The 24,423-nt window shown below is 54.5% G+C and carries 19 protein-coding genes and 1 tRNA gene; 8 read left to right on the forward strand and 12 right to left on the reverse strand.

Going from position 1 to position 24,423, the window contains the following annotated elements; genetic code table 11:
• Positions 1-22: 22 nt before the first annotated feature.
• From N7922_RS00460 to N7922_RS00475, 4 genes are all read left to right on the forward strand, one after another.
• The gene (locus N7922_RS00460) at positions 23-1,753 is read left to right on the forward strand and encodes a phage tail protein (RefSeq protein ID WP_263098759.1); all 1,731 of its coding nucleotides are present in this window, start codon (positions 23-25) and stop codon (positions 1,751-1,753) included.
• A 38-nt stretch (positions 1,754-1,791) separates the two neighbouring features.
• The gene (locus N7922_RS00465; RefSeq protein ID WP_263098760.1) at positions 1,792-3,864 is read left to right on the forward strand and encodes a contractile injection system tape measure protein; all 2,073 of its coding nucleotides are present in this window, start codon (positions 1,792-1,794) and stop codon (positions 3,862-3,864) included.
• Positions 3,861-5,906 (forward strand): ATP-binding protein, encoded by a 2,046-nt coding sequence (locus tag N7922_RS00470; protein ID WP_263098761.1) that lies wholly within the window; start codon positions 3,861-3,863, stop codon positions 5,904-5,906. Before N7922_RS00465 ends, N7922_RS00470 begins: the two co-directional genes overlap by 4 nt.
• A 145-nt stretch (positions 5,907-6,051) precedes the next feature.
• The gene (locus tag N7922_RS00475; RefSeq protein ID WP_263098762.1) at positions 6,052-6,666 is read left to right on the forward strand and encodes a LuxR C-terminal-related transcriptional regulator; all 615 of its coding nucleotides are present in this window, start codon (positions 6,052-6,054) and stop codon (positions 6,664-6,666) included.
• Between the two features lie 115 nt (positions 6,667-6,781).
• Here the strand turns inward: N7922_RS00475 and N7922_RS00480 are convergent, their stop codons facing one another.
• From N7922_RS00480 to N7922_RS00515, 8 genes are all read right to left on the reverse strand, one after another.
• On the reverse strand, positions 6,782-7,063 hold the full coding sequence (locus N7922_RS00480) for a hypothetical protein (protein ID WP_263098763.1): 282 nt from the start codon (positions 7,061-7,063) through the stop codon (positions 6,782-6,784).
• Between the two features lie 84 nt (positions 7,064-7,147).
• Positions 7,148-8,365 carry an L-sorbose 1-phosphate reductase gene (gene sorE, locus N7922_RS00485; protein ID WP_263098764.1) on the reverse strand — a complete coding sequence of 406 codons (1,218 nt, stop codon included), beginning with the start codon at positions 8,363-8,365 and terminating at the stop codon, positions 7,148-7,150.
• A 54-nt stretch (positions 8,366-8,419) separates the two neighbouring features.
• Positions 8,420-9,244: a PTS system mannose/fructose/sorbose family transporter subunit IID gene (locus N7922_RS00490; protein WP_263098765.1), complete on the reverse strand. Its 825-nt coding sequence runs from the start codon at positions 9,242-9,244 to the stop codon at positions 8,420-8,422.
• An 11-nt stretch (positions 9,245-9,255) separates the two neighbouring features.
• Complete coding sequence (locus N7922_RS00495; protein WP_263098766.1) at positions 9,256-10,056, reverse strand: PTS mannose/fructose/sorbose transporter subunit IIC; 801 nt, start codon at positions 10,054-10,056, stop codon at positions 9,256-9,258.
• Between the two features lie 64 nt (positions 10,057-10,120).
• Positions 10,121-10,615 carry a mannose/fructose/sorbose PTS transporter subunit IIB gene (locus tag N7922_RS00500; RefSeq protein WP_263098767.1) on the reverse strand — a complete coding sequence of 165 codons (495 nt, stop codon included), beginning with the start codon at positions 10,613-10,615 and terminating at the stop codon, positions 10,121-10,123.
• Positions 10,615-11,022, reverse strand: coding sequence for a mannose/fructose/sorbose PTS transporter subunit IIA (locus N7922_RS00505; RefSeq protein WP_263098768.1), 408 nt, complete (start codon positions 11,020-11,022; stop codon positions 10,615-10,617). The genes N7922_RS00500 and N7922_RS00505 overlap by 1 nt, the downstream gene beginning before the upstream one ends.
• 9 nt (positions 11,023-11,031) lie before the next feature.
• Complete coding sequence (locus tag N7922_RS00510) at positions 11,032-11,838, reverse strand: SDR family oxidoreductase (RefSeq protein ID WP_263098769.1); 807 nt, start codon at positions 11,836-11,838, stop codon at positions 11,032-11,034.
• Positions 11,839-11,907: 69 nt separating this feature from the next.
• A complete protein-coding gene (locus N7922_RS00515) occupies positions 11,908-12,861 on the reverse strand; it encodes a sugar-binding transcriptional regulator (RefSeq protein ID WP_263098770.1) in 954 nt (317 codons plus the stop codon).
• Between the two features lie 692 nt (positions 12,862-13,553).
• Here N7922_RS00515 and N7922_RS00520 point away from each other — a divergent pair.
• Positions 13,554-13,997 carry a hypothetical protein gene (locus N7922_RS00520; RefSeq protein WP_263098771.1) on the forward strand — a complete coding sequence of 148 codons (444 nt, stop codon included), beginning with the start codon at positions 13,554-13,556 and terminating at the stop codon, positions 13,995-13,997.
• Positions 13,998-14,082: 85 nt separating this feature from the next.
• Complete coding sequence (locus N7922_RS00525; protein WP_263098772.1) at positions 14,083-14,445, forward strand: hypothetical protein; 363 nt, start codon at positions 14,083-14,085, stop codon at positions 14,443-14,445.
• A 292-nt stretch (positions 14,446-14,737) separates the two neighbouring features.
• On the opposite strand, the gene N7922_RS00530 is transcribed toward N7922_RS00525, so the two are convergent.
• Positions 14,738-14,832, reverse strand: a tRNA-Sec gene (locus N7922_RS00530).
• A 288-nt stretch (positions 14,833-15,120) separates the two neighbouring features.
• On the opposite strand from N7922_RS00530, the gene N7922_RS00535 reads away from it, so the two are divergent.
• Both N7922_RS00535 and yicI read left to right on the forward strand, forming a co-directional pair.
• Positions 15,121-16,512 carry a glycoside-pentoside-hexuronide family transporter gene (locus tag N7922_RS00535; RefSeq protein WP_263098773.1) on the forward strand — a complete coding sequence of 464 codons (1,392 nt, stop codon included), beginning with the start codon at positions 15,121-15,123 and terminating at the stop codon, positions 16,510-16,512.
• A 10-nt stretch (positions 16,513-16,522) separates the two neighbouring features.
• The gene (yicI, locus tag N7922_RS00540; RefSeq protein WP_263098774.1) at positions 16,523-18,841 is read left to right on the forward strand and encodes an alpha-xylosidase; all 2,319 of its coding nucleotides are present in this window, start codon (positions 16,523-16,525) and stop codon (positions 18,839-18,841) included.
• A 129-nt stretch (positions 18,842-18,970) separates the two neighbouring features.
• Here the strand turns inward: yicI and N7922_RS00545 are convergent, their stop codons facing one another.
• The 3 genes from N7922_RS00545 to recG form a co-directional block, all read right to left on the reverse strand.
• Complete coding sequence (locus N7922_RS00545) at positions 18,971-20,707, reverse strand: AsmA family protein (protein ID WP_263101004.1); 1,737 nt, start codon at positions 20,705-20,707, stop codon at positions 18,971-18,973.
• A 121-nt stretch (positions 20,708-20,828) separates the two neighbouring features.
• Positions 20,829-22,214: a nucleobase:cation symporter-2 family protein gene (locus N7922_RS00550; protein ID WP_061492486.1), complete on the reverse strand. Its 1,386-nt coding sequence runs from the start codon at positions 22,212-22,214 to the stop codon at positions 20,829-20,831.
• 125 nt (positions 22,215-22,339) lie between these two features.
• Positions 22,340-24,421, reverse strand: a complete 2,082-nt coding sequence (recG, locus tag N7922_RS00555; protein ID WP_263098775.1) for an ATP-dependent DNA helicase RecG — start codon at positions 24,419-24,421, stop codon at positions 22,340-22,342.
• Positions 24,422-24,423 lie beyond the last annotated feature (2 nt).

Raw genomic sequence — 24,423 nt, forward strand, 5'->3', positions numbered from 1 at the left:
TCACTGAGTTCTGGAGACGATTATGGCTGATACCAAAAAATTACAGTCGCCCGATGCCCTGAAGGCGCGTTTTAAAGCGGGCAGCATTCCGCTGCAAAGTGATTTTGCCGATCTGATTGATTTGGCAAACGCGGGCGCCGTTGCCGCCGGCCAGGCCGCCAGTCAAACGAACAGTGCTGGCATTGGGATGAAATACGGCACGACCGGGAAACTGGAACTGAATGTTACAAGTTCATTTAATTTCAACAGCGATAACGATAAAGAGCACGCTGTACAGTTATCGGTTGATTCTTCAAATAATAAACCGGTTGTCGATTTGGCTTACGGGCTGACTGGTTCGTCGGATGGCTTAAGTGTAAAAGCCTCTACAGGGATTGTTGTTAATGGTAATGGCGTCAGTGTAGATGCAGGTATTATCGCTAATGCAACCGCGGGGGCTAAAGCGGTAGGACAGTTTACTGGACAGGACGGTAAACCCGGCGTGGGAATGCGTATCACCTCGGCGGGCAAACTGGAGCCGGATATCGATGCGAGTGACTATTCTCAGGCCACCGATAATCAAGGGGTTTCCCCGATAAAAGTCGATACATCAACCAATAAACTGGTGGTGGATTACGGCAATGGACTGATACAAAGTACGTCCGGGCTGGGTGTTAAAGGCTCTACCGGTGTGGTTGTCGATGCGAATGGCGTGAGCGTCAATGCGGCTATTATTGCCAATGCGCAAGCGGGCGCCAAAGCGGTGGGGCAGTTTACCGGTCAGGATGGTAAACCCGGTCTGGGGATGCGTATCACCGCGGCAGGCAAGCTGGAACCAAATTTGGATCCGTTCGATTTTTCTTCCGTGACCGATGGTCAGGGCGTTTCCCCGATCAGAATAGATACCTCAACCAATAAAATGGTGGTGGATATCAACCAGGGATTATCAGCAAGTACAAATGGACTCAGCGTGAAACCTTCCACCGGCATCGTCGTGAATGCCAATGGCGTTAGCGTCGCCCCGGATACCATGGCGTATGTGGAAGCGGCGGCGAGAGGCGTGGGCAAGTTTCACGGTCAGGATGGTAAGGCCGGAGCAGGTATGCGGTTCACTTCTGACGGCAAGCTGGAGCCGAATGCTGCGTATCGTGATTACTCCGGGGCAACGGATGGACAGGGTTTTTCTCCTATTGCAATTGATCAGAAGACAAATGCTATGGTGGTTGATCTGAGCAATGGGCTGGAGAATATATCCAGTGGGGTTGCTGTAAAAGCCTCAACGGGGATCAAAGTCGATGCCAATGGTGTCAGTATCGATATGGCTTATGTAGTGCCGCGAGGAATTATTGTGATGTTTAGCGGCAGTGCTGCGCCATCCGGCTGGGCATTCTGTAATGGCCAAAACGGTACCCCGGACTTACGCGACAGGTTTATTAAAGGCTCGCAAAATTTCTCAACATCAACGGGTGGTGCTAAACAGAACTCCTATACACCAACCGGGAAAATAACCATTGATCCGCATACACTGACGGTGGCTGAAATGCCATCACATAATCACCGATTAAGTATTAACCCTATACATGGAGGAGGTTGGCTTTTTCCGCTCAAATCGAGTACGGATCTTGGTCAAAACCCACAAGACGGCTCAGGCCATGCAATAGAATATACAGGAGGAAACAGCGGACACAGCCATACAGGTAGATTTGATGGTAACGTATATTATCAGAATAACGAGCCGCAATACTTTGCGCTGGCTTTTATTATGAAATTATAAAACTCCATTTGTCGCTGAAGATATTCTGGATACTCTCTATGACTAAATCTGATTTGTGTATTACTACACTGCGGGTTACGTTATTTATTGATCCCGTGTTAAAGCAGCAAAGAAAAACCGAATATCACAGTATTAATAAAGAACAGTTGAGCGCTGTTTTGCAAGCGGCGAAAAATAACGTAGCGATAAACAGCGATATTATCATTGATAAAGTGGTAGTGAAGTTGGGTGTTATTCCGCGCCAGCACTTCTCAATTTATTTTTATCAGCGTTTACAGGCGGCGCTGGTGCAACTGTTTACACAGTTAGCCAGCCATGCGCGTAACGCGCCGTTATCGCGGCGCGATGCGATAACCGGAGATGCTTCGGTACGAGACGGGCAGCTTGTGGCGGAGGCTATCACCTGCCTGCAAACTGGGGGGGCAAAAACGGCGTTCTGGCATTCGCCTTCCCGGGCGGGTGTCCCCCGCTTTTCACAACGCACATTATCTGCCGATGTGCGTTATGGCAGGCATTCCCGTTACCGGGCAACGCACATGGCCTGGTCTGAAGTATCGCCTTCCCGACACCAGAATGAGCACCGGGATGCGACATCTGTGTCGCACGCCCGACGTCGGGCAACGCCTGCAGAGGCGCTTTATTACGCGTTCGCAAGGGACGTTAACGACTATTTTGCTGCAAGTGTGGGTTCTCCGTCTTACACGGCAATAACACCTGCTCACCCGAAAGCAACTTCCCTTTCCCTGGGCGAGTGGCGGGATAACAGCCCTACCGCACCAACGCGTCTGACGCCGTTGCGGCTGGCGCATCAGGCGTTGAGCTATTTACTCACGGTTGCCGAAGGCCGCCACTGGCTAAGCCAGCACAGCATGACCCATGCGCAGCGTGATGCCTGGGCCACAGCGTTGGTGCAGCAGGAAATCCCGCACGCGCAGTTCCTGCAACTGATTGAGTTACTTGAACCCATACCCATCGTGCAGGCGCGGGCCATTGCCGGACGCTGGGTGATACCGTTATGGCGTGATGCCGGGGTGGCAAGAACGGTACATCTGCACGCCGGGAAAGCAGTGCAACAGCAGATTGATGATTATCTGGCTTCTTTACTGCCAGAAACCCTTGCCGCTGTGCGTTCCCATTGGGCAGAGAGGGCCACCAGTTCAGACGGTAATCAGTCAGCATACGGACAGGTACGGCAAAGCAGAGAAGCCTTAACCGCTCAGCAGAGACAACCGGGCGCAGATATTTTCACGACCCATCAGACACGACCGGATAGAGAAATATTCGCTGCTCAGCAGAGACAACCGGGCGCAGATATTTTCACGACCCATCAGACACGACCGGACGGAGAAACATTCGCCGCTCAGCAGAGACAACCGGGCGCAGAGGCTTTCACAACCCGCCAGGCGCAACAGAACGGAGAAACGTTAACCGGCAGGCAGGCGCAACAGCGCACAGACACATTTATCGCCCGGAAAACGCCGCAAAGCAGAGACGCATTCGCTCTCCGGCAATCGCAGCAAAGCCGTAACACTACACCAGCCCGGCGGCGGCTTGCCCATCGCGCGGGTGATGAATCCCCGGAAGTGGGGCTGCCGGTTAGCAATGCCGGAGTCGTGTTGCTCTGGCCGCTATTCCCGCAGTGGTTTACCGCGCTGGGGCTGGTGGCGGAGAAGCAGTTTATCAGCGACGAGGCGCGCTGGCAGGCGGTTGTGGCCATTGACTGGCTGGTATGGGAAGCGGAACAGCCGCAGGCGCAGCGTGTGGTGGTCAATCAGTTTTTGTGCGGTCTGCCGCTGGAGGAACCGCCTGCCATGCCGGAGCCGTTGAGTGCACAGCAGCAGCAAATCACCTCTGAGTGGGCATCCAGCGTCTTTTCGCAGATCGCTGCCTTTGAAAAAATGGGGCTGGCCGATATCCGCCAGCTCTTTTTGCAGCGACCGGGCGAACTCTTTTCCGACGTGACCCCGGCGGTGCTGCATATCCAGCCGGAAGTGTTCGATATTCTGCTGACGAAATGGTCGTGGCCATTGAACCTGGCTTTTTTCCCCTGGTTCGACGCGCCACTGTTGCTTGAATGGTTACCCGGCGACCCCGGAGGAATGCTGCCATGAGTCTACCGCTGCGCACGTTTGCGGAACCGGATGAAAATGAAGATGCCGCCATCTTGCAGGCGCAGCTTCAACGGCTGGGAAAAGCCGCATCGGCATGGGCGCAGCGCGAAGAAACCGCCCATTTTCACTTTTCAGACCCGCTTCCCGTGGCGTTCAATGCTGATGCGTCATGGCAAAACGACGAGGTGGAGCTTCCCGCTGGCAGTCGGCTTGAACGGCTGGTAAGCCGTTTTCAGCTTAGCACCCTCGAACGGGATATTTTATTAGTGACTCTACTGCCGGAATATGACATCCACTACGGTCAGCTCTTCGCCAGCATTCATCCAACAAACCGGAGCACACGCCCCTCGGTCGCCATCATCATGGGGATTTTGTGTCGTGACGGAACAGCACAGGCAACGGTGCAGGCCTGCCTGTTGCCGGGTGGACGTTTGCTGCGGGCGGGGCTGTTAACGCTCCAGCACAAAGAGAATGACAGCTTATCTGCGGCCGTGCCGGGGGTGGATAGCGCGCTTTACGGGTGGCTGCTCGGCTACGATACGCTTCCCTCTGAACTGGCACTCTACGCGCACTGGCTGCCGGTTTCCGTACAACCGGAGATCATGCCGCAGTTAGCCGAACAACTGGTGCAGTGCTGCATTGAAAGCGAACACGCGCCGGTGGCGACCATTTTGCGGGGCTGCCGTCTACAGGAACAACTGGCGGTTGTCGGCAGAGCGATGGAGAAGCGAAGCCGTTCGGTGCTTTGCCTCGATCTGGCGCATCTCACTGGCGCTCTGACCGTCGCAGCGGTGCAGAAAATGTTGCAACTGGCGATACGGGAGACGCGGCTCTACCAGGGATGTCTGGCGATATGTGCGCCAGAGAACATCGTTGAGCACTTTTCGGTGCTATGGGACTGGCTGGCGCATGAACTGCGCTACCTGGCCGGGCCGGTGGCGTTCCTGACGCACCCTTCCGTGACGCTTCCCCGGCTGGCGGGATTTAGCCAGGTGGTGATTGTTATGCCAGTGATTACGGCGGATGACACGCTCGGACTGTGGGAGCGTCAGTTGTCCGGTGTGTGTGTTGAACCGGCGCTGGATATTACTGCGCTGCTCAATCGGTTTAACCCGGACAGCCAGTCAATCCCGCAGCTTATCCGGGAAGCGATGCTGTACCAGCGGCTGCGCGCAGTGGATGACACTTACGCGGTGATCGCGACGGAAGATTTACGCTATGCCTTTCAGTTACATACCCAACAGTCCTACGGTAAGCTGGCGCAGCGCTACACGCCGGTACGCACGTTTGATGATGTGGTGATCGATGAGGCCACGCAGCAGCATCTTCAGGAGATTCTGGCGGCTGTTCGCCAGCGCGATAACGTGCTGAAACAGGGATTTGACCGGAAAGTGGCGTACGGTACCGGGATCAGTACCTTGTTCTTTGGCGATTCGGGAACCGGCAAAACCATGGTGGCGGAAGTGCTGGCCGGTGCGCTGGGGGTTGATTTAATTAAGATTGATCTCTCCGCGGTGGTGAATAAATACATTGGTGAAACGGAAAAGAACCTCGCCCGTATCTTTGACATCGCTGAACAGGACGCAGGCGTGCTCTTTTTTGATGAGGCGGATGCGTTGTTTGGTAAGCGCAGCGAAGTGACAGATGCGAAAGATCGCAATGCCAATATCGAAGTTGCCTATCTATTACAACGGCTGGAGGGTTACCCCGGACTGGTTATTCTGGCGACCAACAATCGTAACCATCTGGATGCGGCGTTTGCCCGTCGCCTGACCTTTATTTTACGTTTTCCATTCCCGGATGTGGCATTGCGGGAACGCATGTGGCGGGTCATTTGGCCGGCCAATGTCTCTCTTGCGAAGGAGATTGATTTTCACCTGCTGGCGCAGCGTGCAGAAATGACGGGCGCCAATATTCGCAATGCGGCATTACTCGCCAGCTGGCTGGCGGCGGAAGAAGGGGATGATCAGGTTCAACTCCACCATCTTGAGCGCGCAATAAAACGAGAGCTGGTGAAGGTTGGTCGTGTATTACGGTTTTAATCTGCCGGAGATAAGTGCGGATAAATCAGGACGTTTTTTTATTTTTCGTGGTTGTTATTTTTTGTTTGTAAAACGTAAGCAATAGCGTGGTTTCGGTAAGTTAAGGGCTTCATACCTATGAAATAATATCTCCCGGAGGTTAGATATGTATATCATCTCTCAGGATAACTATTTTGTAAGCGGAATGGATAAGTTACTTAAAAATATTAACCCGTATGCTCCCCACACTCTTATTGTTTTCGATCGTGGCGATGGGAAGGTAGTATTTTTCAGCATGCATTCGTTGCTGCTTATTCTTGCTGAACAGAAAAATTTTCATACCTTTATCTGTACGAAGTTTATCAAGCTGGATAAGTGTTCCCCTATGAGTTTTATGGAATATGAGGTGCGTAAAATAATAACCTTCCTTAGGGGCAAGGAGCAGGAGGATCATATTCGTGAAGTACACCTGAGCGTTGTTGAGTACAATATTATGACGATGATTCTGGATGGCCGCCCGAATAGCTATATTATGGAGGCCCTTAATCTTGACCGCAAAGTCGTGAGTAATTATAAGAACGCCATTCTGCGAAAGTTAGGTTTAAAAAGCATGGCGGAGCTTATTCATATTTATCAAAACTGGAATGCCTGTTTTTGCTGCACCGATGGCATAGTCATGCCAAATATCAAGTTAGTCCCGCATGCGGAGACGAACGAATTAAAAATGATCAGATGTGGCACGCTGAAGCAAGACGATGTGTCTCCGTCATCAGTGATGTAAACCTGGTAATCTGCGGACGATTTCCTGCGTTGTTCTGGTTTTATCTCCCTGTTTTTTGTTTTTCATCCCTGTGGAAGGGAGCGAATGCCCCCTTTTATACAAGTAATACGTAACGTCAGAAATCATAGGCATTAATGACTTTCATTAATGCTGCATCATTCTTGTACTTCGCCCGTAGCGTTTTGAGCTGCCCGGCGGCTTTGCCGCAGGTGGCTTCCAGTTTGGCGTCCAGCTCTTTTTGCTGTTGCTCGTCAAGGTCGGAATCTTGCTCCCCGGCAAAATGTTCGCACTGGTCGGCGAGATCGCGAAAGGTCTGGACGTCTTTCGGCAGGGTTTCTGCGGCGTAGCTGGTGTTAAAAAGAAAGGCTGTGGCAAAAATCAAAAAAACGCGCTTCATGTGTGGTTGTCTGTAAGTCTTTAAGAACCTGTAAGGTAGTCTTACAGGTTCGCTTTGTACAGATACACTTTGTGTTGTGCGTGTTTATGCCGTGTGTGCCGACAGTAGATACTGCTCGGCTTCGCCGGACCAGAGTCCCTGATGGCGTTGCAGGATCTGCTGAAGCTGCGGGTCGCCGAACCCGGTCAGTGCGGTTAACGGTAATGTTTTCCCGGTATACACCAGCTTCTTACCCCCTCCCACCTCCGGTAGCCTTAGCGTGGTTTCCGCTGCGGCATCCAGCCCCAGAATATGCGTCACCACTTTTGCCGGCTGGACTCTTTTCTCTTCGATCAGTTTTACCGCTGCGCGCATGTCGTCGGTGTTGCCGCCGGACGTACCGACATAGTGCGTGAAAGCGTAGTGCACATCGTAAAAGTTAACGGCTGCGCTGAACTGCTTATTCTGCGGGCCGGCAAAAAAGTTCATGCAGCCATCGGGCGCAAGCAGTGCAGACGCCATGGTCACCAGTTGCTCGTCGGCGACGAAAACAAAAATATCGTCAAAGCCATGCCCTTCGCTCAACACCATTAAGGCGTCATGGCTGGCGTTCTGCACGTGGAGATAGTGCGTCTGTGTTTGCCCTTCGGAAGGGTAATGCTGGCGGGCATACCGCAGTTTGTCTTGATTGATGTCGGTGACTACCAGCAATGACGGGTTCACCGGCCCGTGCAGGGCGTAATCAATGGCCAGCAGCCCCATTGGCCCTGTACCGCCAAGAATTAAGGTGCGCCCCTGCGGGCGGATGCCCATCTGGTGGCGATAGGTTCCTTCCTGAAGATGGTAGTTGGCATTAAACGCGCCAATCACACAGGAGAGCGGCTCAACCAGCGATCCCTCAAAGTAAGTTTCCCCTTCATAGCTCAGCAGACAGTCCTGTTCCATGACCTCATTGGGGATCAGCACATGTGTCGCGCCGCCGCCCACCCACGGAAAGGAGTAACCGGGGCAGTCCGGGCGATCCGGCAGTTGCAGGTTAGCCTGGATGACATAGCGCTGGCCGGGCTGAAACTTGTGTTGCCATTTTTTCCCGACGGCAATGATATCGCCGCAAAATTCATGACCGATGATGATCGGGTTGGTCGCCACATCATCAGGCACCTTCTTGTGATCTTCCCCCTGATTCGCCTCCTTCCAGGAAGAGAGGCACAGGCTGTCTGTGACAACCGTTGCCAGAATTTCATCGTCCTGCATCTCCGGGAGTTCAAAGGTTTCCAGGCGCAGATCGCGTTTTCCATACAGTCGTAAAGCGGTGGTTTGCATACTCAATACCTCACAGGTTTACAGTTACCCCGCCCGTGCTGGCGGGGCGAGGGATCAGGAGAGGAAGCCCAGTTCGCTACCGATAATGCCCAGGCCAAAAAGGGCGAAGATCAGCCATACCGGGTTCACTTTCTTATTCAGCAGATGCACCATCAGTAGCGTCAGCCCCAGCGCCAGCAAGCCGGGGCACAGCTGATCAAGAATGTCCTGCACCGTCATGGTTACCGTGCCGCCATCGGCCCCGGGGGTTTGAGAGACCACCCACGGCACGCTGATGTGGGTCCATTTGGTCACCAGTACCCCCATCACAAACAGGCCGAGAATCGACGCGCCCTCCGTCAGTTTTTGCAGCAGGTTGCCACCCATATCGCTGACGATGCGCACCCCCTTACGAAAACCGTAATGCAGGCCGTACCATTTCAGAACCAGGCGTATCGCATTGAAAATAAAGAAGAACAACAACGGTCCGAGAATGTTGCCCGACAGGGCTAAAGACGCGCCGAGTGCGGCGGTGATCGGCCGCAGCGTACCCCAGACCAGCGGATCGCCGACGCCTGCCAGCGGCCCCATCAGCCCCACTTTGATGCCGTTGATGGCGCCATCATCGATTTCCGCACCGTTGGCGCGCGCTTCTTCCATCGCGGCGGTCACGCCGATCACCGGGCCGCAGACGGCAGGTGTGGTGTTAAAGAACACCAGGTGGCGTTTCAGCGCTGCAACCTGATCCTCTTTTAAGGGGTACAGCCGTTTGATGGCGGGGATCATGTCGTAACAAAAACCCAGCCCGTGTATGCGTTCGAAGTTGAACGAGGCCTGTTGCAGATTGGAGCGGACAAACATGCTAAACAGGTCGGATTTGGTCAGTTTTTTCTCTGCCATGATGGGCTCCTTTAATCGTCAAGCTGGTCAAGAGAGGTAGGGGCGAGGGCGGCGGAGGTTTGCTGCCTGGTTTCGCGCCACTGCGGATTAAGCTGGATATAGAGCAGGGCGATGATCACGCCGACGCCGCCGAAGGCCAGCAGACTGAAGTCGAGATAACCCCCGGCAATAAAGCCGAGGAAGAAGAAGGGCATCAGGTATTTCACGCCCATCATGCGCAGTACCATGGCGTAACCGACTACCACGATAAAACCGCCAGCGATTTGCAGACCGCGGGTGACGAATTCCGGGATGGCGTTCAGCATATTGCTGACCATGTCGGCGCTGACGAACAACGAAACGATGAGTGCCGGGATTGCCACCCGCAGCGCCTGAACGCCTAAAGCCGAAACGTGGAGCAGATCGATCGTGCGAAAGCGCGCCTCTTCTGCGGCTTTATCCGCAGCGTGCTGGAACACCACGGTGATGGTGCGGGCAAACACCGTCAGCACCTGGCCTGCGGCGGCCACCGGAAGGGCGATGGCAATACCGGTGGCGATGCTCTGTTGCCCGACAATCACCAGAATGGCGGAGATAATACTGGCGAGCGCTGAATCCGGAGATTGCGCCGCGCCCACGTTCATCCAGCCGAGGGCGATCAGTTCCAGCGTGCCGCCGAGAATAATCCCGGTTTTGATATCACCGAGGATAAAACCGATAACCGTACAGGCAATCAGCGGGCGGTGAGTCTGGAATTCATCCAGCACGCTGCCCATACCTGCAATACAAGAAAAAAGAAATATCGCGATAATTTGTAGGGTACTTATTTCCATAATTGATGTCCTTTGGGTGTAGTTATCCCTGCCGGTAAAGGCATAAATAAACGGGTGCTTTTATTTATTCAGCTGTCGACAACTCTTCAATTTTTTCGAGAATATTCATTGACGGGTCGGAAGCCACGACGCGTAAATCAAGATGAATACCTAACTTATCCAGTTCACGGAATGCATTAATATCGGATTGGTCTAACGAGACGGCTTTGGTTAATTGTTTCTTACCCGGTTGCCAGGCCATGCCGCCAATATTTAAGGTTTCTATCTGAACACCCTGTTTAACCATCGCCAGTGCATCCTGCGGACGGGTGAATAAATAGAAGACGGTTTCCTCTTTATATTGCGGGTTGTGGTAAACCGCTACCGCCTTTTCGATATTGACGACATTCACTTTCATTCCCGGTGGGGCTGCCTGGCGTAATAATGTGCGGCGAACCTCGTCGTTAAAGACATCGTCATTGCAGATAATGATCCGCTGCGCATTCGCTACCTTTGACCAGACGGTAGTGACCTGACCGTGGATCAGGCGGTCATCGATACGTGCAAGGGTAATCTTCATCAGAAATCCTCTTCGGTAGTTGGCGTGGCCTGCCAGACTGCGCAGGCCTGCCGGGCGATGATCGTCAGGTGTTCGCAGAGTGCATCCACATCCATATTGTCCTGGTTATCAACCAGTTCCAGCGCCATCGGCAAGGAGAGCCCGCTGATGACGCGGATGCCTGTGTTGCGCATGGCCAGCGTCGCGGCGGCGTTCCACGGGCTGCCAAACTGCAAATCGACCGCAATCAGCCACGCTTCATCCGGGTGGGCGTTAATGCGCGATGCCATTTTGGCGACGATGTCGTGGGTATTTTCGCCGGGGAGAAACTCCAGCGCATCGACGCTGATCTCGCCGTAGACCATCTGCACGGAATCCCGCATGGCGCAGGCCAGCGAGCCGTGGGCACAAAAAAGAGCGTTAACCATCGGGCCTCCCTAGCCGCGCGTTTTACCGCCGGCAATGTTGGTGGTCACGCCGGTAAGGTAGCTGGCGCGTTCTGACAGCAGGTAGCAGACAAAATCGGCGACTTCAGACAACCGTCCGGAACGCCCCAGCGGGATGGCGTTTTTGCTGTAGCCTTCACGCAATTGCTCAACGGTAATATTGCGGGTCCAGGCCAGCGCCTCTTCATACTCCGGCGTGCGCAACCCGGTTTTTTCGAGGATCCCCGGTGCGACGCCCACCACACGGATGCCATGTTTACCCAGTTCTTTGGCCCAGGAGCGTGTAAAGCTATTCAGCGCGGCTTTGGTGGCGGCATAACAGCTCTGGCCTTCGGAGCCTTCTAACCCGCTTTCCGAGGAGACATTCACTATCACGCCGTCCCGCTGTTTCACCATCTGGCGCGCCACCGCCTGCGACATGAAAAACGCGCCTTTCTGGTTGATGTTGACCATTTTTTCAAAGGCCGCTTCGTTTAATTCATATTTCCCATCCGGGGCTTTTTCATCTACCAACAGACGTGGAAAATTCACCCCGGCGTTATTAACCAGACCGTCAATATGACCAAAATGGTGAATGATTCCATTAATGGCCTGATTAACCTCCTGCGCACTGGAAATATCCGTCTGCCAGAATCGATAATTGGGGTGGTTTTCATATTGACCTTCGCCCGCATGAATATCCACCATCTGCACTTTCGCACCCTGAGCTAATAATTCTTCGACAATGGCGAGCCCGATTCCGGATGCGCCACCGGTAACAATCACAATTTTATCCTGCAGATTTAACCACGTTTGCATATATTTCTCCTGATGTTGGCCAAAACTAGCCCCCATAAAATGAATTATGTAAAAGCGTAATAACCAGAATTACTTCAGTAATAAATCGGCTGTTTCTCTGTTAGTCACTAAGCAGTTAATATGTTCTCCCTTCAATGCGCCTACGATTCCATTGTATTTCTCTTCACCCATGGCAATGCCGATGGCGTAACGCGCCTTCTTCAGTTGATGCGTTTCAATAGAGAGTGTTTTTTCACTCATCCGGGTTTCTACCGTCGCACCGTGGATGTCATAAAAGCGCGAACAGATATCGCCAGCCACCTGGCGGGCATACAGATCGTCGCTCTCTTCGCTGGCGTAAAACGCGTGCCAGTTCGCGCCGTTGCGGATGGCCGGTGAACCGATGCCCACCACCGCGATGTCCAGATTGTCCCAGTAGGCGGAGAGGGTTTTAAAGTGCCGGGACTGCATGATACCGTTGCGGATCAGGGCGTTGTCCAGCAGCGCCGGAAAGTCCGCGAGGTATGATTCGCCTTTTAATTTTGCGGCTGCGCTGTAGGTCAGCGTGTTGACGTGATAGCGGCTTTCCAGCTTGCCGGAAGGGCCGCCGACAACAGGCACGCAGATAAGCTGGCGTGACTGGCTGGCCGGGGATAACCTCTCCACCAGCGCCCGTACTGCGCGCCCCCAGGAAAAACCGATAATGTCGCCCGGCTCCAGTAAACGCTCCAGCAACTGCGCGGCGCAGATGCCCATCTGATCGAGTTGTACTTCTTCCTGTTCACTATTGCAGGCGATCACTACCGCTTCTTTCAGACCGTATTTTTCTTTTAGCTGTTGCTCGCGCCACAGGTTTTCGTTGTAGTCGTAATTAATGGCAATGGTGACGATGCCCTGCTGGCGACCGCGTTTCAGCAGGCGGCTGATGGTGGTGCGGTAAATACTCAGTTCACGGGCAATTTGCGCCTGCGTCATTTCCTGTTCGTAATAAAGCTGCGCGATTTTTACGATCAGGCGAACATCATCACTGTTTTCATTTGGCATCCTTCGCCTCCTGCACATTTGTGCTAACAACGAATCAGGTTTGGTCCTTCGATATAACCTTGTCTGCGGCCTGCGGCAAAACGATTTACTGCCCTTTTCGGCGGTAAAAACCCCGTTTTGTATTGCACATTTGTTTTTAGACTTTTCGAATGCTCGCACATCTGTGCAATGCAAAATAACTCACTGATTGTTGGCGTTTTTATCCGGTAATGTGGCATCGCGAAGCCACAGGCACTTTTGTGTTGAAAGCTGCCGCAGATCACATTTATTACCGCTGCCAGCGCCTGCACGTTTTCACCCCCTGGTCGCAGAGTAAACAGAGGGTTAGGTCCTCTGGTACCTGCGTGCTCACACTGAAGCACAGATGCAGTATGCCACTACGCACACGGCATTACATTAGCGCGACAATTAATAACTGATTGATTTTATTGGTAATATTTGGATGTATTTAATCGGGTTTAACATGGGGGAAGTACAGACAGGTTTCATCGACTACCGTGGCTGGTAGTTGAACTGCTCCACTCCGGTAGATGAACCTGCCCTATAGTTTGAGCACAGGAGGAGTGTAGGGTTTGGTCGAAATCAAACAGGAGTTGAGGCATATCCAGATAAGACCTTCTATGATTGGGCAGCAGATCCATTGAAAAACAATAAACTACCCTCTATTGGTACAAGGAACTTAAATCACGCCTATGAAGATAAGTGAAGCAGAAGTAATTTATGACCCATACGAATGGTTGCCAGGATATGGAGAGTCGTCAGTGTCGTTTTACTCTGATGGTTCCGATATTGTTCTCGAAATAGAATATGAAAGAGAGATACTGGAAGGTGATGAGGAGATTACAACTATTTTTAGGCGAGACATCGTATTTAAATCGGTGCGCTATTTTATGAGAGTACCGTTTCCTGGGAATGGGGGTTTTGAGTATAAAGGGGAGTCAGGTCACTTCCAGTTAGGAAAGTTGACTGAGTTTCTTGATTCGGATTTGATAAGAAATAACACTCAAGAATGGCGCCAAATTACAAGTCATAAGCAGCCAGTGTTCAGGCATTTTAGTATCCAGTTTCTATCGGCTAATGTCGCTTTTCATGTATTAGCTGTCAGTGTGTTAGTCTCGGATGAGTATTTGGTTTAAATATTCTGCAGTGTGGGGCCAGTCCAGAAAGAAACATACTGTCATTGAAAAATGCCGCGCTAAGTATAATTACATGAGGGTTAAAATGGAGAAGTATACAGGAATAATAGCAATTATTGGCCCTCTGGCCTTGATAGGTTTCTTCGTTTTTTATATGCTGCAGGGTTATTTTTTATACCTGAAGATTAAAAAAGACCCTGTGTATGTGAAAGCGCAGATCGTGAGTTATTTCCCAAGGACGCCAAATGAGTTGGGTAAGGTCGATATTGTAATGACATATAGTTTTAGGGCAGATAATAAGACCTACACAAAGGATAAACAGACACTTAATATTAACACTGTAGATTTGGATAAATACAATATCGGTAAAGAAGTGCCTGTAGTCTACTATCGGGGGAATCCTGATTACAGCAGGATTGATGTTTATGATAAGAGCTTACGTAATTAATTAGTATTCCGCTTCAAAAGACCGGCGTAAGCCGGTCTGAGGTTATGATGCGGCGGGTTCATCACACTTTGGCTGCCAGTTTGAATGATCCTGAGGTTTTGCTCGTTTGATTTGTATGTCTGTAAGTGCCGTGTATATAAGTCAAAATACGTATAAAAAACCTATGCACATCTCTGTTCATATTTTCATGGAGTCAGGAAGAACTTGTCGGACTGTTACGGATGAGTGACTTGATAAATCTATTGAAAATTAATGATTTTTTAGACTTTCTCGGATGGGTGCGGAGCAACTTTGGCGGAAGATCACAGGAGTCGAACCTGCCCGGGACCGCTGGCGGCCCCAACTGGATTTGAAGTCCAGCCACCTCACCGGAGATGACGATCTTCCGCGCCTGCATTGCTACATGGAGGCGGGGCGCATTATAGCTACTTTCATGCATTTACCACATACCCTTGCCATAAATTTTCTCGTTGTGCTGCTGCCCGATATCCTCGTTTCAGATAAATCCTCACATTTTCCGACGGTTAGCTTTTTTGTGCTGCGAAAGTAACCGCGATCACAGAAAAGAATAAACGTAATCTGATAACCAGAAAACGGAATACCCGCCTGAAAAACGATCGTTTACAACCACTGAGACCGCTCTCCGCTTACTTTTCAGGCGTTAAGGAAACAAAAATGGACAGTCAGATTATTTCTGTGAAAGAAAAGATTGGCTACGGGATGGGCGATGCCGCCAGCCATATCGTTTTTGATAACGTAATGCTGTACATGATGTTCTTCTATACCGATATCTTCGGTATTCCCGCCGGTTTCGTTGGCACCATGTTCCTGCTGGCGCGCGCGTTAGACGCCATTTCCGACCCGTGCATGGGGCTGATTGCCGACCGTACGCGCAGCCGCTGGGGTAAGTTTCGCCCGTGGATTCTCTTCGGCGCACTGCCCTTTGGCGTGGTCTGCGTGTTGGCCTACAGCACGCCGGATCTCAGCGTCAGCGGCAAAATGATGTATGCCGCTGTAACCTATACGTTACTCACCCTGCTTTACACCGTGGTAAACATTCCCTACTGCGCCCTTGGCGGGGTCATCACCAACGACCCGAAACAGCGTATCTCGCTGCAATCCTGGCGCTTTGTGTTGGCGACTGCGGGCGGCATGCTCTCCACCGTACTGATGATGCCGCTGGTCAAACTGATTGGCGGGGAAGATAAAGTTTTCGGCTTCCAGGGCGGTATTGCGGTGCTCTCGGTGGTCGCCTTTATGATGCTGGCATTCTGCTTCTTCACCACCAAAGAGCGTATTCAGGCGCCGCCAAGCACCACCTCCATGCGTGAAGATTTGCGCGACATCTGGCAAAACGACCAGTGGCGCATCGTCGGTTTACTCACCATCCTCAACATCCTCGCCGTCTGCGTGCGCGGCGGGGCAATGATGTATTACGTCACCTGGATCATGGGTGATGCCGCCATCTTTACCGCCTTCCTCACCACTTACTGCGTCGGCAACCTGATTGGCAGCGCCCTGGCCAAGCCGCTCACCGACTGGAAATGCAAAGTCACCATCTTCTGGTGGACCAACGCCGCGCTCACCGTGCTCAGCGTCGCCATGTTCTTCGTGCCGATCGAAGCCAGCGTCACCATGTTTATCTTCATCTTCGTTATTGGCGTGCTGCACCAACTGGTCACCCCCATCCAGTGGGTGATGATGTCCGACACCGTGGATTATGGCGAATGGTGCAATGGCAAACGCCTTACCGGCATCAGTTTTGCGGGCACATTGTTTGTGCTGAAGCTTGGGTTGGCGCTGGGCGGCGCATTGATCGGCTGGGCGCTGGCGGGTGGTGGCTACAACGCGGCGGCGCAGAGCCAGAACAGCGCCACCATTAGCATCATCATTGCGCTGTTCACGCTGGTTCCGGCGGTCTGCTACTTACTGAGCGCCTTTATCGCCAAACGCTACTACACCCTCAATACGCCATTCCTGACATCGATTATGGCGCAACTGGCTCGTGGCGAACACCGCGATCCACAAGGGCAGGGCAGCGTCTCTCACCGGGAAGAATTACTGTAAGGAGTCATGCATGAAAATCAGTGATGGCAACTGGCTGATCCAGCCGGGTCTGACATTAATCCAGCCCATTCAGGTGTTCGACGTTGAACAGCAGGGCAATGAGATGGTGGTGTATGCCGCGCCGCGCGATGTGCGCGAACGCACCTGGCAACTGGACACGCCGCTGTTTACGCTGCGTTTTTTCTCGCCGCAGGAAGGCATTATCGGCGTGCGCATTGAGCACTTTCAGGGCGCGGTGGATAACGGCCCGCACTTCCCGCTGAACCCATCACCGCATGTGCATGTTGCGCTGCGCAACACCGACGAATTTGCGGAGCTGCAAAGCGGCGCGTTGAGCGTGCGGGTGGCGAAAGGCGAAAACTGGGCGCTCGATTTTCTGCGTAACGGCGCGCGCATTACCAGCAGCCAGGTGAAGAACAACGGCTATGTGCAGGATAACAACAGCGGGCGTAACTACATGTTCGAGCGGCTGGATCTCGGTGTTGGCGAGACGGTGTATGGTCTCGGCGAGCGTTTTACCGCGCTGGTGCGTAACGGCCAGACGGTGGAAACCTGGAACCGCGATGGCGGCACCAGCACCGAACAGTCTTACAAGAATATCCCGTTCTACCTGACGAACCGGGGCTACGGCGTGCTGGTGAACCACCCGCAGGCCGTGGAGTTTGAAGTTGGCTCCGAGAAGGTCTCCAAAGTGCAGTTCAGCGTGGAAGGGGAGTATCTCGAGTACTTTGTGATTGATGGCCCAACGCCGCAGACGGTGCTGAACCGCTATACGCAGTTTACCGGCCGCCCGGCGCTGCCACCGGCCTGGTCTTTCGGCCTGTGGCTGACCACCTCATTTACCACCAATTATGACGAAGCGACGGTCAATAGCTTTATCGACGGCATGGCGGAGCGCCAGTTGCCGCTGCATGTGTTCCATTTCGACTGCTTCTGGATGAAAGCCTTCCAGTGGTGCGATTTTGAGTGGGACCCGGTGACCTTCCCGGACCCGGAAGGCATGATCAAACGCCTGAAAGCGCGCGGGTTGAAAGTCTGCGTCTGGATCAACCCCTATATCGGCCAGAAATCTCCCGTGTTTCGTGAACTGAAAGAGAAAGGCTATCTGCTGAAACGCGCCGACGGTTCGCTGTGGCAGTGGGACAAGTGGCAGCCGGGGCTGGCTATTTACGACTTCACCAATCCAGAAGCCTGCCAGTGGTACGCCGATAAACTCAAAGGTCTGATGGCGATGGGTGTCGACTGTTTCAAAACCGACTTTGGCGAGCGCATCCCGACCGATGTGGTGTGGCATAACGGCGCGTGTCCGCAGAAAATGCACAACCACTACGCCTACATCTACAACGAACTGGTGTGGAAGGTGATGAAAGAGACGGTGGGCGAGCAGGATGCGGTGCTGTTTGCCCGTTCGGCCTCCGTTGGCGCGCAGCAGTTCCCGGTACACTGGGGCGGCGACTGTTACGCCAACTACGAATCGATGGCGGAAAGCCTGCGCGGTGGGCTCTCCATTGGCCTGTCCGGTTTTGGTTTCTGGAGCCACGACATTGGCGGTTTTGAAAATACCGCGCCTGCGCATGTCTACAAACGCTGGTGTGCGTTCGGTTTGCTCTCCAGCCATAGCCGCCTGCACGGCAGTAAATCTTACCGCGTGCCGTGGGCCTACGATGAAGAGTCCTGCGATGTGGTGCGCCACTTTACGCAACTGAAATGCCGCCTGATGCCGTACCTTTACAGCCAGGCGGCGCTGGCGCACGAATGCGGCACACCGATGATGCGCGCCATGATGCTTGCATTCCCGGGCGATCCCGCCTGCGATTACCTCGACCGCCAGTACATGCTGGGCGAGGCGCTGCTGGTAGCCCCGGTGTTCAGCGAGGCGGGTGACGTGCAGTTTTATCTGCCGGAAGGGCGCTGGACGCACCTGTGGCATAACGATGTGCTGAACGGTAGCCGCTGGCATCAACAGCGCCATGACGTGATGAGTCTGCCGGTTTATGTGCGTGACAATACGCTACTGGCGCTGGGCTGCAACGATCAGCGCCCGGATTACGCCTGGCATGAAAACACCGCCTTCCAGCTGTTTGCGCTGGATGAGGGGCGTGAAGCGCTGTGCGAAGTACCGGATGCGAACGGCGCGGTGATTTTCCGCCTGCGGGCGAAACGTGAAAATGGCGTGATTAGCGTGCAGGCTGAAGGCGAAGCCCGCAACTGGACGCTGTGCCTACGCAGTATCACGCAGATTGCCGGAGTGCAGGGGGCTACGCAGTCGGGCAGCGAACAAGGCGTAGTGATAGCGCCGCAGGGCGGGGAGATTCGGATTACGCTGTGAGTCTCCCCTCACCCTGACCCTCTCCCCAAAGGGGCGAGGGGATAAGGCGGGGCGGGTTTCCCCTCACTCCTGGCCCTCTCCCCGGAGGGCGAGGGGAGAAAGCGGATGCGGGTTTTCTCCCTCTCCCTTTCAGGGAGAGGGTTGGGGTGAGGGTGATGGCGCAGACTCTGCTGGTGGCGCAACCACGCCACCGGAGATGACACCGCCATGCATACTTTGTTTTAGCTGCTGTTTCTGGACGTTTATCGCCTGCAACTCGCCATTCACCGTCGGTTTCAGCGGCGCATTTGCGTTGACGTTGCCGCTGGCGGTCAGTTGCAGATTGCCATCACCGCTTATCGGTAGCGCTGGCCAGCCCCACTCCTGCAACACATTTACCGGCACGCCGCGCCCGCGCAGACTGAGGTTGACGCTGCGTTCCGGCGTTTGCGAAACCACGGCGGTGGCTTCCAGCAATCCCTGGCCGGTAAAGGCACTAAGTTCGCTGATGTTCACCGTGCTGCTGTTTGCGTTTAATGCCAGAGACGGGCGGCGCACATCAACGCGGTTAAACGTTGCGGCGGCGGCGTTCAGTTTTGCACTGCCACCCCAGACGCCCCATTTACGATCGCGCGCCAGTTGCAGGTTATCCCCATAGCCATCCAGCGCGGTGAGCTGCCACGGGAAGTCCGGGTCGATATCAATCACCAGATTGCGGCTGGCGCTGAATTTCTTCAGTGTCACGCTGTTCAACCACGTTGGCAGTTCATCCATCCAGACCTGCTTCCAGTTTGCCGGCAAGGTGTATTCCAGCCCGGCAAAGGCAGCGTCGTCCAGCACCAGTGCGTGCCCGGCGCGATACCAGTTGCCGGAGGTGCGCACCATGCCGTTTTCCCAGCGAGAGGTGAACTGTTGCAGCGCAATGCCCTGCGGCGAGAAGGTGGCGTTCAGGATCGGATCGAACAGATGCAGCGAACCGTAAATAAACTCGGTGGCGTTCATCGACAGCCTGCCGTCGTCGCTTTTCCAGTCGCCGCCTTCCAGCGTCAGGTTGCGCAAGCTCAGATCGAGGTCGGTAACCGCCCATTCCGGCCCTTGCAGGCGCGCATCCGTCACCTCGACGCGGTCAATTTTCAGTGAAGGCAGTGTGGTCAGCGGATTAAAGAAATCGAGCAGGGGTTTGTCGCTTTGCAGACGGATATCGTTCAGCCGCAGGTTATTCACCACCCAACTGCCGTCGGCATTGCGTTGCGCATCGCCCGTCAGCGAACCACGCGCCATATCCGCGCCAATGGTGGTCAGCGTAACCACATCTTTATCAATACTGCCCTGAATTAAGACATTACTGGCGGGAACGCCGTTTAACGTCAGCGATCCGGCGCTCATCTGGATCTGCGTTTTGCTGCCGAGCACATTGCCTGCGACCGGTTGCCACGGCGCAACACCGCCAGTGACCCGTTGCGCACTCAGATCCCAGCCAGTGGCCGGGCTGTTAAACGCCATATTGCTCAGTTGCAGGCGATCGGCCTGGAAAGGCAACGGCGCGGCAGCCGGGGAGAGATTGAGCGTGCCGTCCTGTAACAGGATGGTGTCCACATGCAGCGGGTCGGTGAGCTGGCGGCTACTGAGATCAATGTCGACGGTTTTGGCGACCAGGGTGGCGGGTTTGCCTTTGTGGCCAAAGTTAACGTTTTTCAGCAGTACATGGGATGGGGAAGAGAAGCGGTGATCCATCACATCGAACGTCAGATGATAGTCGCTGTTGTTGCTGACCCACTGGCTGACCTGCGTTGCACCCCAGCGAGTTTGCAACAAGAAATAGACCGCCAGCATCGCCAGTAACAAGACGATAGCGACAACAAGGAGCAGCTTTCCAAGAAATTTCATCATCTTCCATCCCCGACGTGTCAGTCAGGCAGTTATGCACGATTTATGCGCAATGCTCAAGGGCGGAATGATGAAAGGAAGTGACCGCGGCAACGGTTTGGCCCCGTTGCCGCGGCATGCATCAGTTTTTCTCTGGCGGAAAAATCAGATTCAGTACAATCGCCGTGATACCGCCAGCGGCGATGCCGGAAGAGAGCAGGTTTTTCAGCCAGTCAGGAGCAAATTGCAGGATTTGCGGCTGCTGAGAAACGCCAAGGCCGACAGCCAGCGACAGCGCAATAATCATGATCGCGCGGCGGTTCAGCGGCTCGCGGGAAACAATACGCACGCCAGAAGCCGCGATGGTTCCGAACATCACCAGCGTTGCGCCGCCGAGCACCGGCTCAGGCAGTTGCTGCACAAACGCGCTCACCGCCGGGAACAGGCCCAGCACAATCAGCATCAGCGCCACGAAGAAGCCAATGTAGCGGCTGGCGACGCCGGTCAACTGGATGACGCCGTTGTTCTGACCGAAACAGGAGTTCGGGAAGGTGTTAAACACCGCAGAGACGAAGGAGTTAAGGCCGTTAGCCAGGACACCGCCTTTCAGGCGCTTCATATAGACCGGGCCGGCAACCGGCTGCTCAGAAACGTCAGACGTGGCGGTGATGTCGCCGATGGTTTCCAGCGAGGTGATCATAAACACCAGCATCAGCGGCAGCAGCAGGTTCCAGTCAATGCTCAGGCCGTAGTAGAGCGGTGTCGGCACCATAAAGGCGTCCGCCGGGGCGTTGTACGCTGGCAGCATGCCCATAAACATTGCCAGCACGTAACCGACCGCCATGGCGATCACCAGAGAGGCGATGCGCAGGTAAGGGTTACGCTGGCGGTTCAACAGAATAATGATTGCCAGCACCACGCCTGCCAGCAGCAGGTTCTTCGGTGCGCCGAAGGTGTGGTTGCCCATCGCGGCAAAACCGCCGCCCACGGAGGTCAAACCGACCTGAATCAGCGACAGGCCGATAATCATCACCACCACGCCGGAGACCAGTGGGGTGATAATACGGCGCGCCAGCGGCAGAATGCGGGAGATAACCATTTCGGTGCAGCTTGCCAGCATCAGGGTGCCGAACAGTGCCGCCATCATCGTCGGTACATCCGCACCGCCGGTTTTCAGTGCAGTGCCACCCATAATCAGCGGTGCCACAAAGTTAAAGCTGGTGCCTTGAATCGACAGCAGGCCAGAACCCACCGGTCCCCAGGCTTTGATCTGGATAATGGAAGCCACGCCAGAGGCGAACAGCGACATGCTGATGATGTGCTGAGTGTCCTGAGCCGGTAAACCCAGCGCCTGGCAGATAAGCAGCGCGGGCGTGATAACGCCGACAAACATCGCCAGCAGGTGCTGCAGCGCGGCAAACAGCGTTTGCGCCAGCGGCGGGCGGTCTTCAAGGCGGTAGATCAGTTCGCTGGGTTGAGTCTGCGCAACCGGTTGCGCACTTTCTGACTCGATGGTGTTTACGGACATCTCAAGCAATCCCCTGGATGGAAAAGCGGTGATTTTATCGGACTGTTTGGTAAAAGCAAACGGTTGCTTTGTTAACAACATACTTTTCTAAGGGGGATTCTTTTTACGGCATAAGGTTCTAAAACTCAGGCGTTGGAGTAGCGTTCTGTTTCCGGCATCCAGCGGTCGATGAGGGCTTCCGCCAGTTGCGGGTAGCGCTCATGAATATGGCGGGCAGTACGCTGTACTTCGGGGATCATCGCCTGGTCGCGCAGCAGATCGGCGACTTTGAATTCGGCATTGCCGGTCTGGCGGGTGCCAAGCAGTTCGCCAGGGCCGCGAATTTCCAGATCTTTTTGCGCAATCACAAAGCCGTCGCTGCTGTCACGTAATACCTGCAGACGTTTTTGCGCGGTTTTGGACAACGGGGATTTATACAGCAGCACACAGTGCGAGGCCACTGCACCACGCCCGACGCGGCCACGCAGCTGGTGGAGTTGCGCAAGGCCAAGACGCTCCGGGTTTTCAATGATCATCAGGCTGGAGTTAGGCACGTCCACGCCCACTTCAATCACCGTGGTGGCGACCAGCAAATGCAGTTCGCCTTGCTTGAAGGCCTGCATGACGGCCTGCTTTTCGGCGGACTTCATTCGCCCGTGTACCAGGCCCACATTCAGCTCCGGCAGCGCCAGTTTCAGCTCTTCCCAGGTGGCTTCCGCCGCTTGCGCTTCCAGCAGGTCTGACTCTTCAATCAGCGTACAGACCCAGTACGCCTGGCGGCCTTCGTCAGTACAGGCGTTGCGCACTCGATCGATAATGTCGTTACGGCGGGTATCCGGAATGGCGACGGTGGTGACCGGCGTACGTCCCGGCGGTAACTCGTCGATGACGGAGGTATCCAGATCGGCATAGGCGGTCATTGCCAGCGTTCGCGGAATGGGCGTGGCGGTCATGATCAACTGATGCGGGTGGAAACCCTGCTGTTGGCCTTTTTCCCACAGCGCCAGACGCTGGTGAACACCAAAGCGGTGCTGCTCATCGATAATCACCAGCGCAAGGCCGTTAAACTGCACCTGCTCCTGGAAAATAGCGTGCGTACCGACGATCATCTGTACCTGACCGCTGGCAATCGCCTCTTGCTGTGCCTGCCGCGCTTTGCCTTTCTGTTTGCCCGCCAGCCAGCCCACTTCCACGCCAAGTGGGGCAAACCAGTTGCGGAAGTTATTCGCGTGCTGCTCGGCCAGCAGTTCGGTCGGGGCCATCATCGCCACTTGTTTGCCGTTGGCGATGGCGCGTAAGGCCGCGAGCGCGGCAACCAGCGTTTTACCGGAGCCGACATCGCCTTGCACGAGGCGCATCATGGGCATATCCAGCGCCATGTCGCGCTCGATTTCCGCCACGACGCGATCCTGCGCGCCCGTCGGTTTAAACGGCAGTGATGCCAGCAGACCTTGTTTTAGTGCGTCGTTGGCGACGAGCGGTTGCGCGTGGTAGCGCTGTGCTCCGGCACGTAGTGCTAGCATACTCAGGTTGTGTGCCAGCAACTCTTCGAGGATTAAACGTTTTTGCGCCGGGTGCTGCCCGCTTTCGAGGTCGCTGAGCTGAAGGGTGGGCGGCGGGCGGTGCAGCGTGCGCAGGGCGTCCGGCAGACTCATCATGCCCTGCGCCAGCTCTGGTGGCAGCAGTTCGCTGATGGCGCAGGTCGCCAGGAGATCCAGCGCCTGATCGGTCAGTTTGCGCAAGGTCGCCTGCTTCACGCCTTCAGTGGTGGGGTACACCGGCGTCAGGGTTTCCTGTAAATCCGGCGTGCTGAGATCGCCCTGAATGCGGTACTCCGGGTGGATCATCTCAGCGCCGTACTTCCCGCGTTTCGCTTCACCGTAGGCCAGCACACGGCGGCCGGTAGCGAGGCTGTTTTTCATCGCCGCGTTGAAGTTAAAAAAGCGCATGGTGAGGATGCCGGAGCCATCGCTGATCTGGCAGGTCATCATCCGACGCCCGCCGAAGGTGATATTGCAGTTCAGCACTTCGCCTTCCACCGTGGCATACACGCCCGGCAGCAGATCGGCAATGGGGTAAAGTTGGGTACGATCTTCGTAGCGCAACGGCAGGTGAAGCAGGAGATCCTGTACGGTGTGCAGGCCGATTTTCGCCAGTTTGCTGCTCTGCGCTGCGCCGACGCCGGTCAGCGTGTTGAGCGGAATAGCGTCGAGCAGGCGGCCTTTCATGT

The sequence above is a fragment of the Kosakonia sp. ML.JS2a genome (assembly GCF_025642095.1).
Classification (GTDB): domain Bacteria; phylum Pseudomonadota; class Gammaproteobacteria; order Enterobacterales; family Enterobacteriaceae.

Excerpts from the sequence above, each read along its gene's own strand:
- N7922_RS00460 (WP_263098759.1), top strand. The coding sequence starts at position 23 with ATGGCTGATACCAAAAAATTACAGTCGCCCGATGCCCTGAAGGCGCGT.
- N7922_RS00465 (WP_263098760.1), top strand. The coding sequence starts at position 1,792 with ATGACTAAATCTGATTTGTGTATTACTACACTGCGGGTTACGTTATTT.
- N7922_RS00470 (WP_263098761.1), top strand. The coding sequence starts at position 3,861 with ATGAGTCTACCGCTGCGCACGTTTGCGGAACCGGATGAAAATGAAGAT.
- N7922_RS00475 (WP_263098762.1), top strand. The coding sequence starts at position 6,052 with ATGTATATCATCTCTCAGGATAACTATTTTGTAAGCGGAATGGATAAG.
- N7922_RS00480 (WP_263098763.1), bottom strand. The coding sequence starts at position 7,063 with ATGAAGCGCGTTTTTTTGATTTTTGCCACAGCCTTTCTTTTTAACACC.
- sorE (WP_263098764.1), bottom strand. The coding sequence starts at position 8,365 with ATGCAAACCACCGCTTTACGACTGTATGGAAAACGCGATCTGCGCCTG.
- N7922_RS00490 (WP_263098765.1), bottom strand. The coding sequence starts at position 9,244 with ATGGCAGAGAAAAAACTGACCAAATCCGACCTGTTTAGCATGTTTGTC.
- N7922_RS00495 (WP_263098766.1), bottom strand. The coding sequence starts at position 10,056 with ATGGAAATAAGTACCCTACAAATTATCGCGATATTTCTTTTTTCTTGT.
- N7922_RS00500 (WP_263098767.1), bottom strand. The coding sequence starts at position 10,615 with ATGAAGATTACCCTTGCACGTATCGATGACCGCCTGATCCACGGTCAG.
- N7922_RS00505 (WP_263098768.1), bottom strand. The coding sequence starts at position 11,022 with ATGGTTAACGCTCTTTTTTGTGCCCACGGCTCGCTGGCCTGCGCCATG.
- N7922_RS00510 (WP_263098769.1), bottom strand. The coding sequence starts at position 11,838 with ATGCAAACGTGGTTAAATCTGCAGGATAAAATTGTGATTGTTACCGGT.
- N7922_RS00515 (WP_263098770.1), bottom strand. The coding sequence starts at position 12,861 with ATGCCAAATGAAAACAGTGATGATGTTCGCCTGATCGTAAAAATCGCG.
- N7922_RS00520 (WP_263098771.1), top strand. The coding sequence starts at position 13,554 with ATGAAGATAAGTGAAGCAGAAGTAATTTATGACCCATACGAATGGTTG.
- N7922_RS00525 (WP_263098772.1), top strand. The coding sequence starts at position 14,083 with ATGGAGAAGTATACAGGAATAATAGCAATTATTGGCCCTCTGGCCTTG.
- N7922_RS00535 (WP_263098773.1), top strand. The coding sequence starts at position 15,121 with ATGGACAGTCAGATTATTTCTGTGAAAGAAAAGATTGGCTACGGGATG.
- yicI (WP_263098774.1), top strand. The coding sequence starts at position 16,523 with ATGAAAATCAGTGATGGCAACTGGCTGATCCAGCCGGGTCTGACATTA.
- N7922_RS00545 (WP_263101004.1), bottom strand. The coding sequence starts at position 20,707 with ATGAAATTTCTTGGAAAGCTGCTCCTTGTTGTCGCTATCGTCTTGTTA.
- N7922_RS00550 (WP_061492486.1), bottom strand. The coding sequence starts at position 22,214 with ATGTCCGTAAACACCATCGAGTCAGAAAGTGCGCAACCGGTTGCGCAG.
- recG (WP_263098775.1), bottom strand. The coding sequence starts at position 24,421 with ATGAAAGGCCGCCTGCTCGACGCTATTCCGCTCAACACGCTGACCGGC.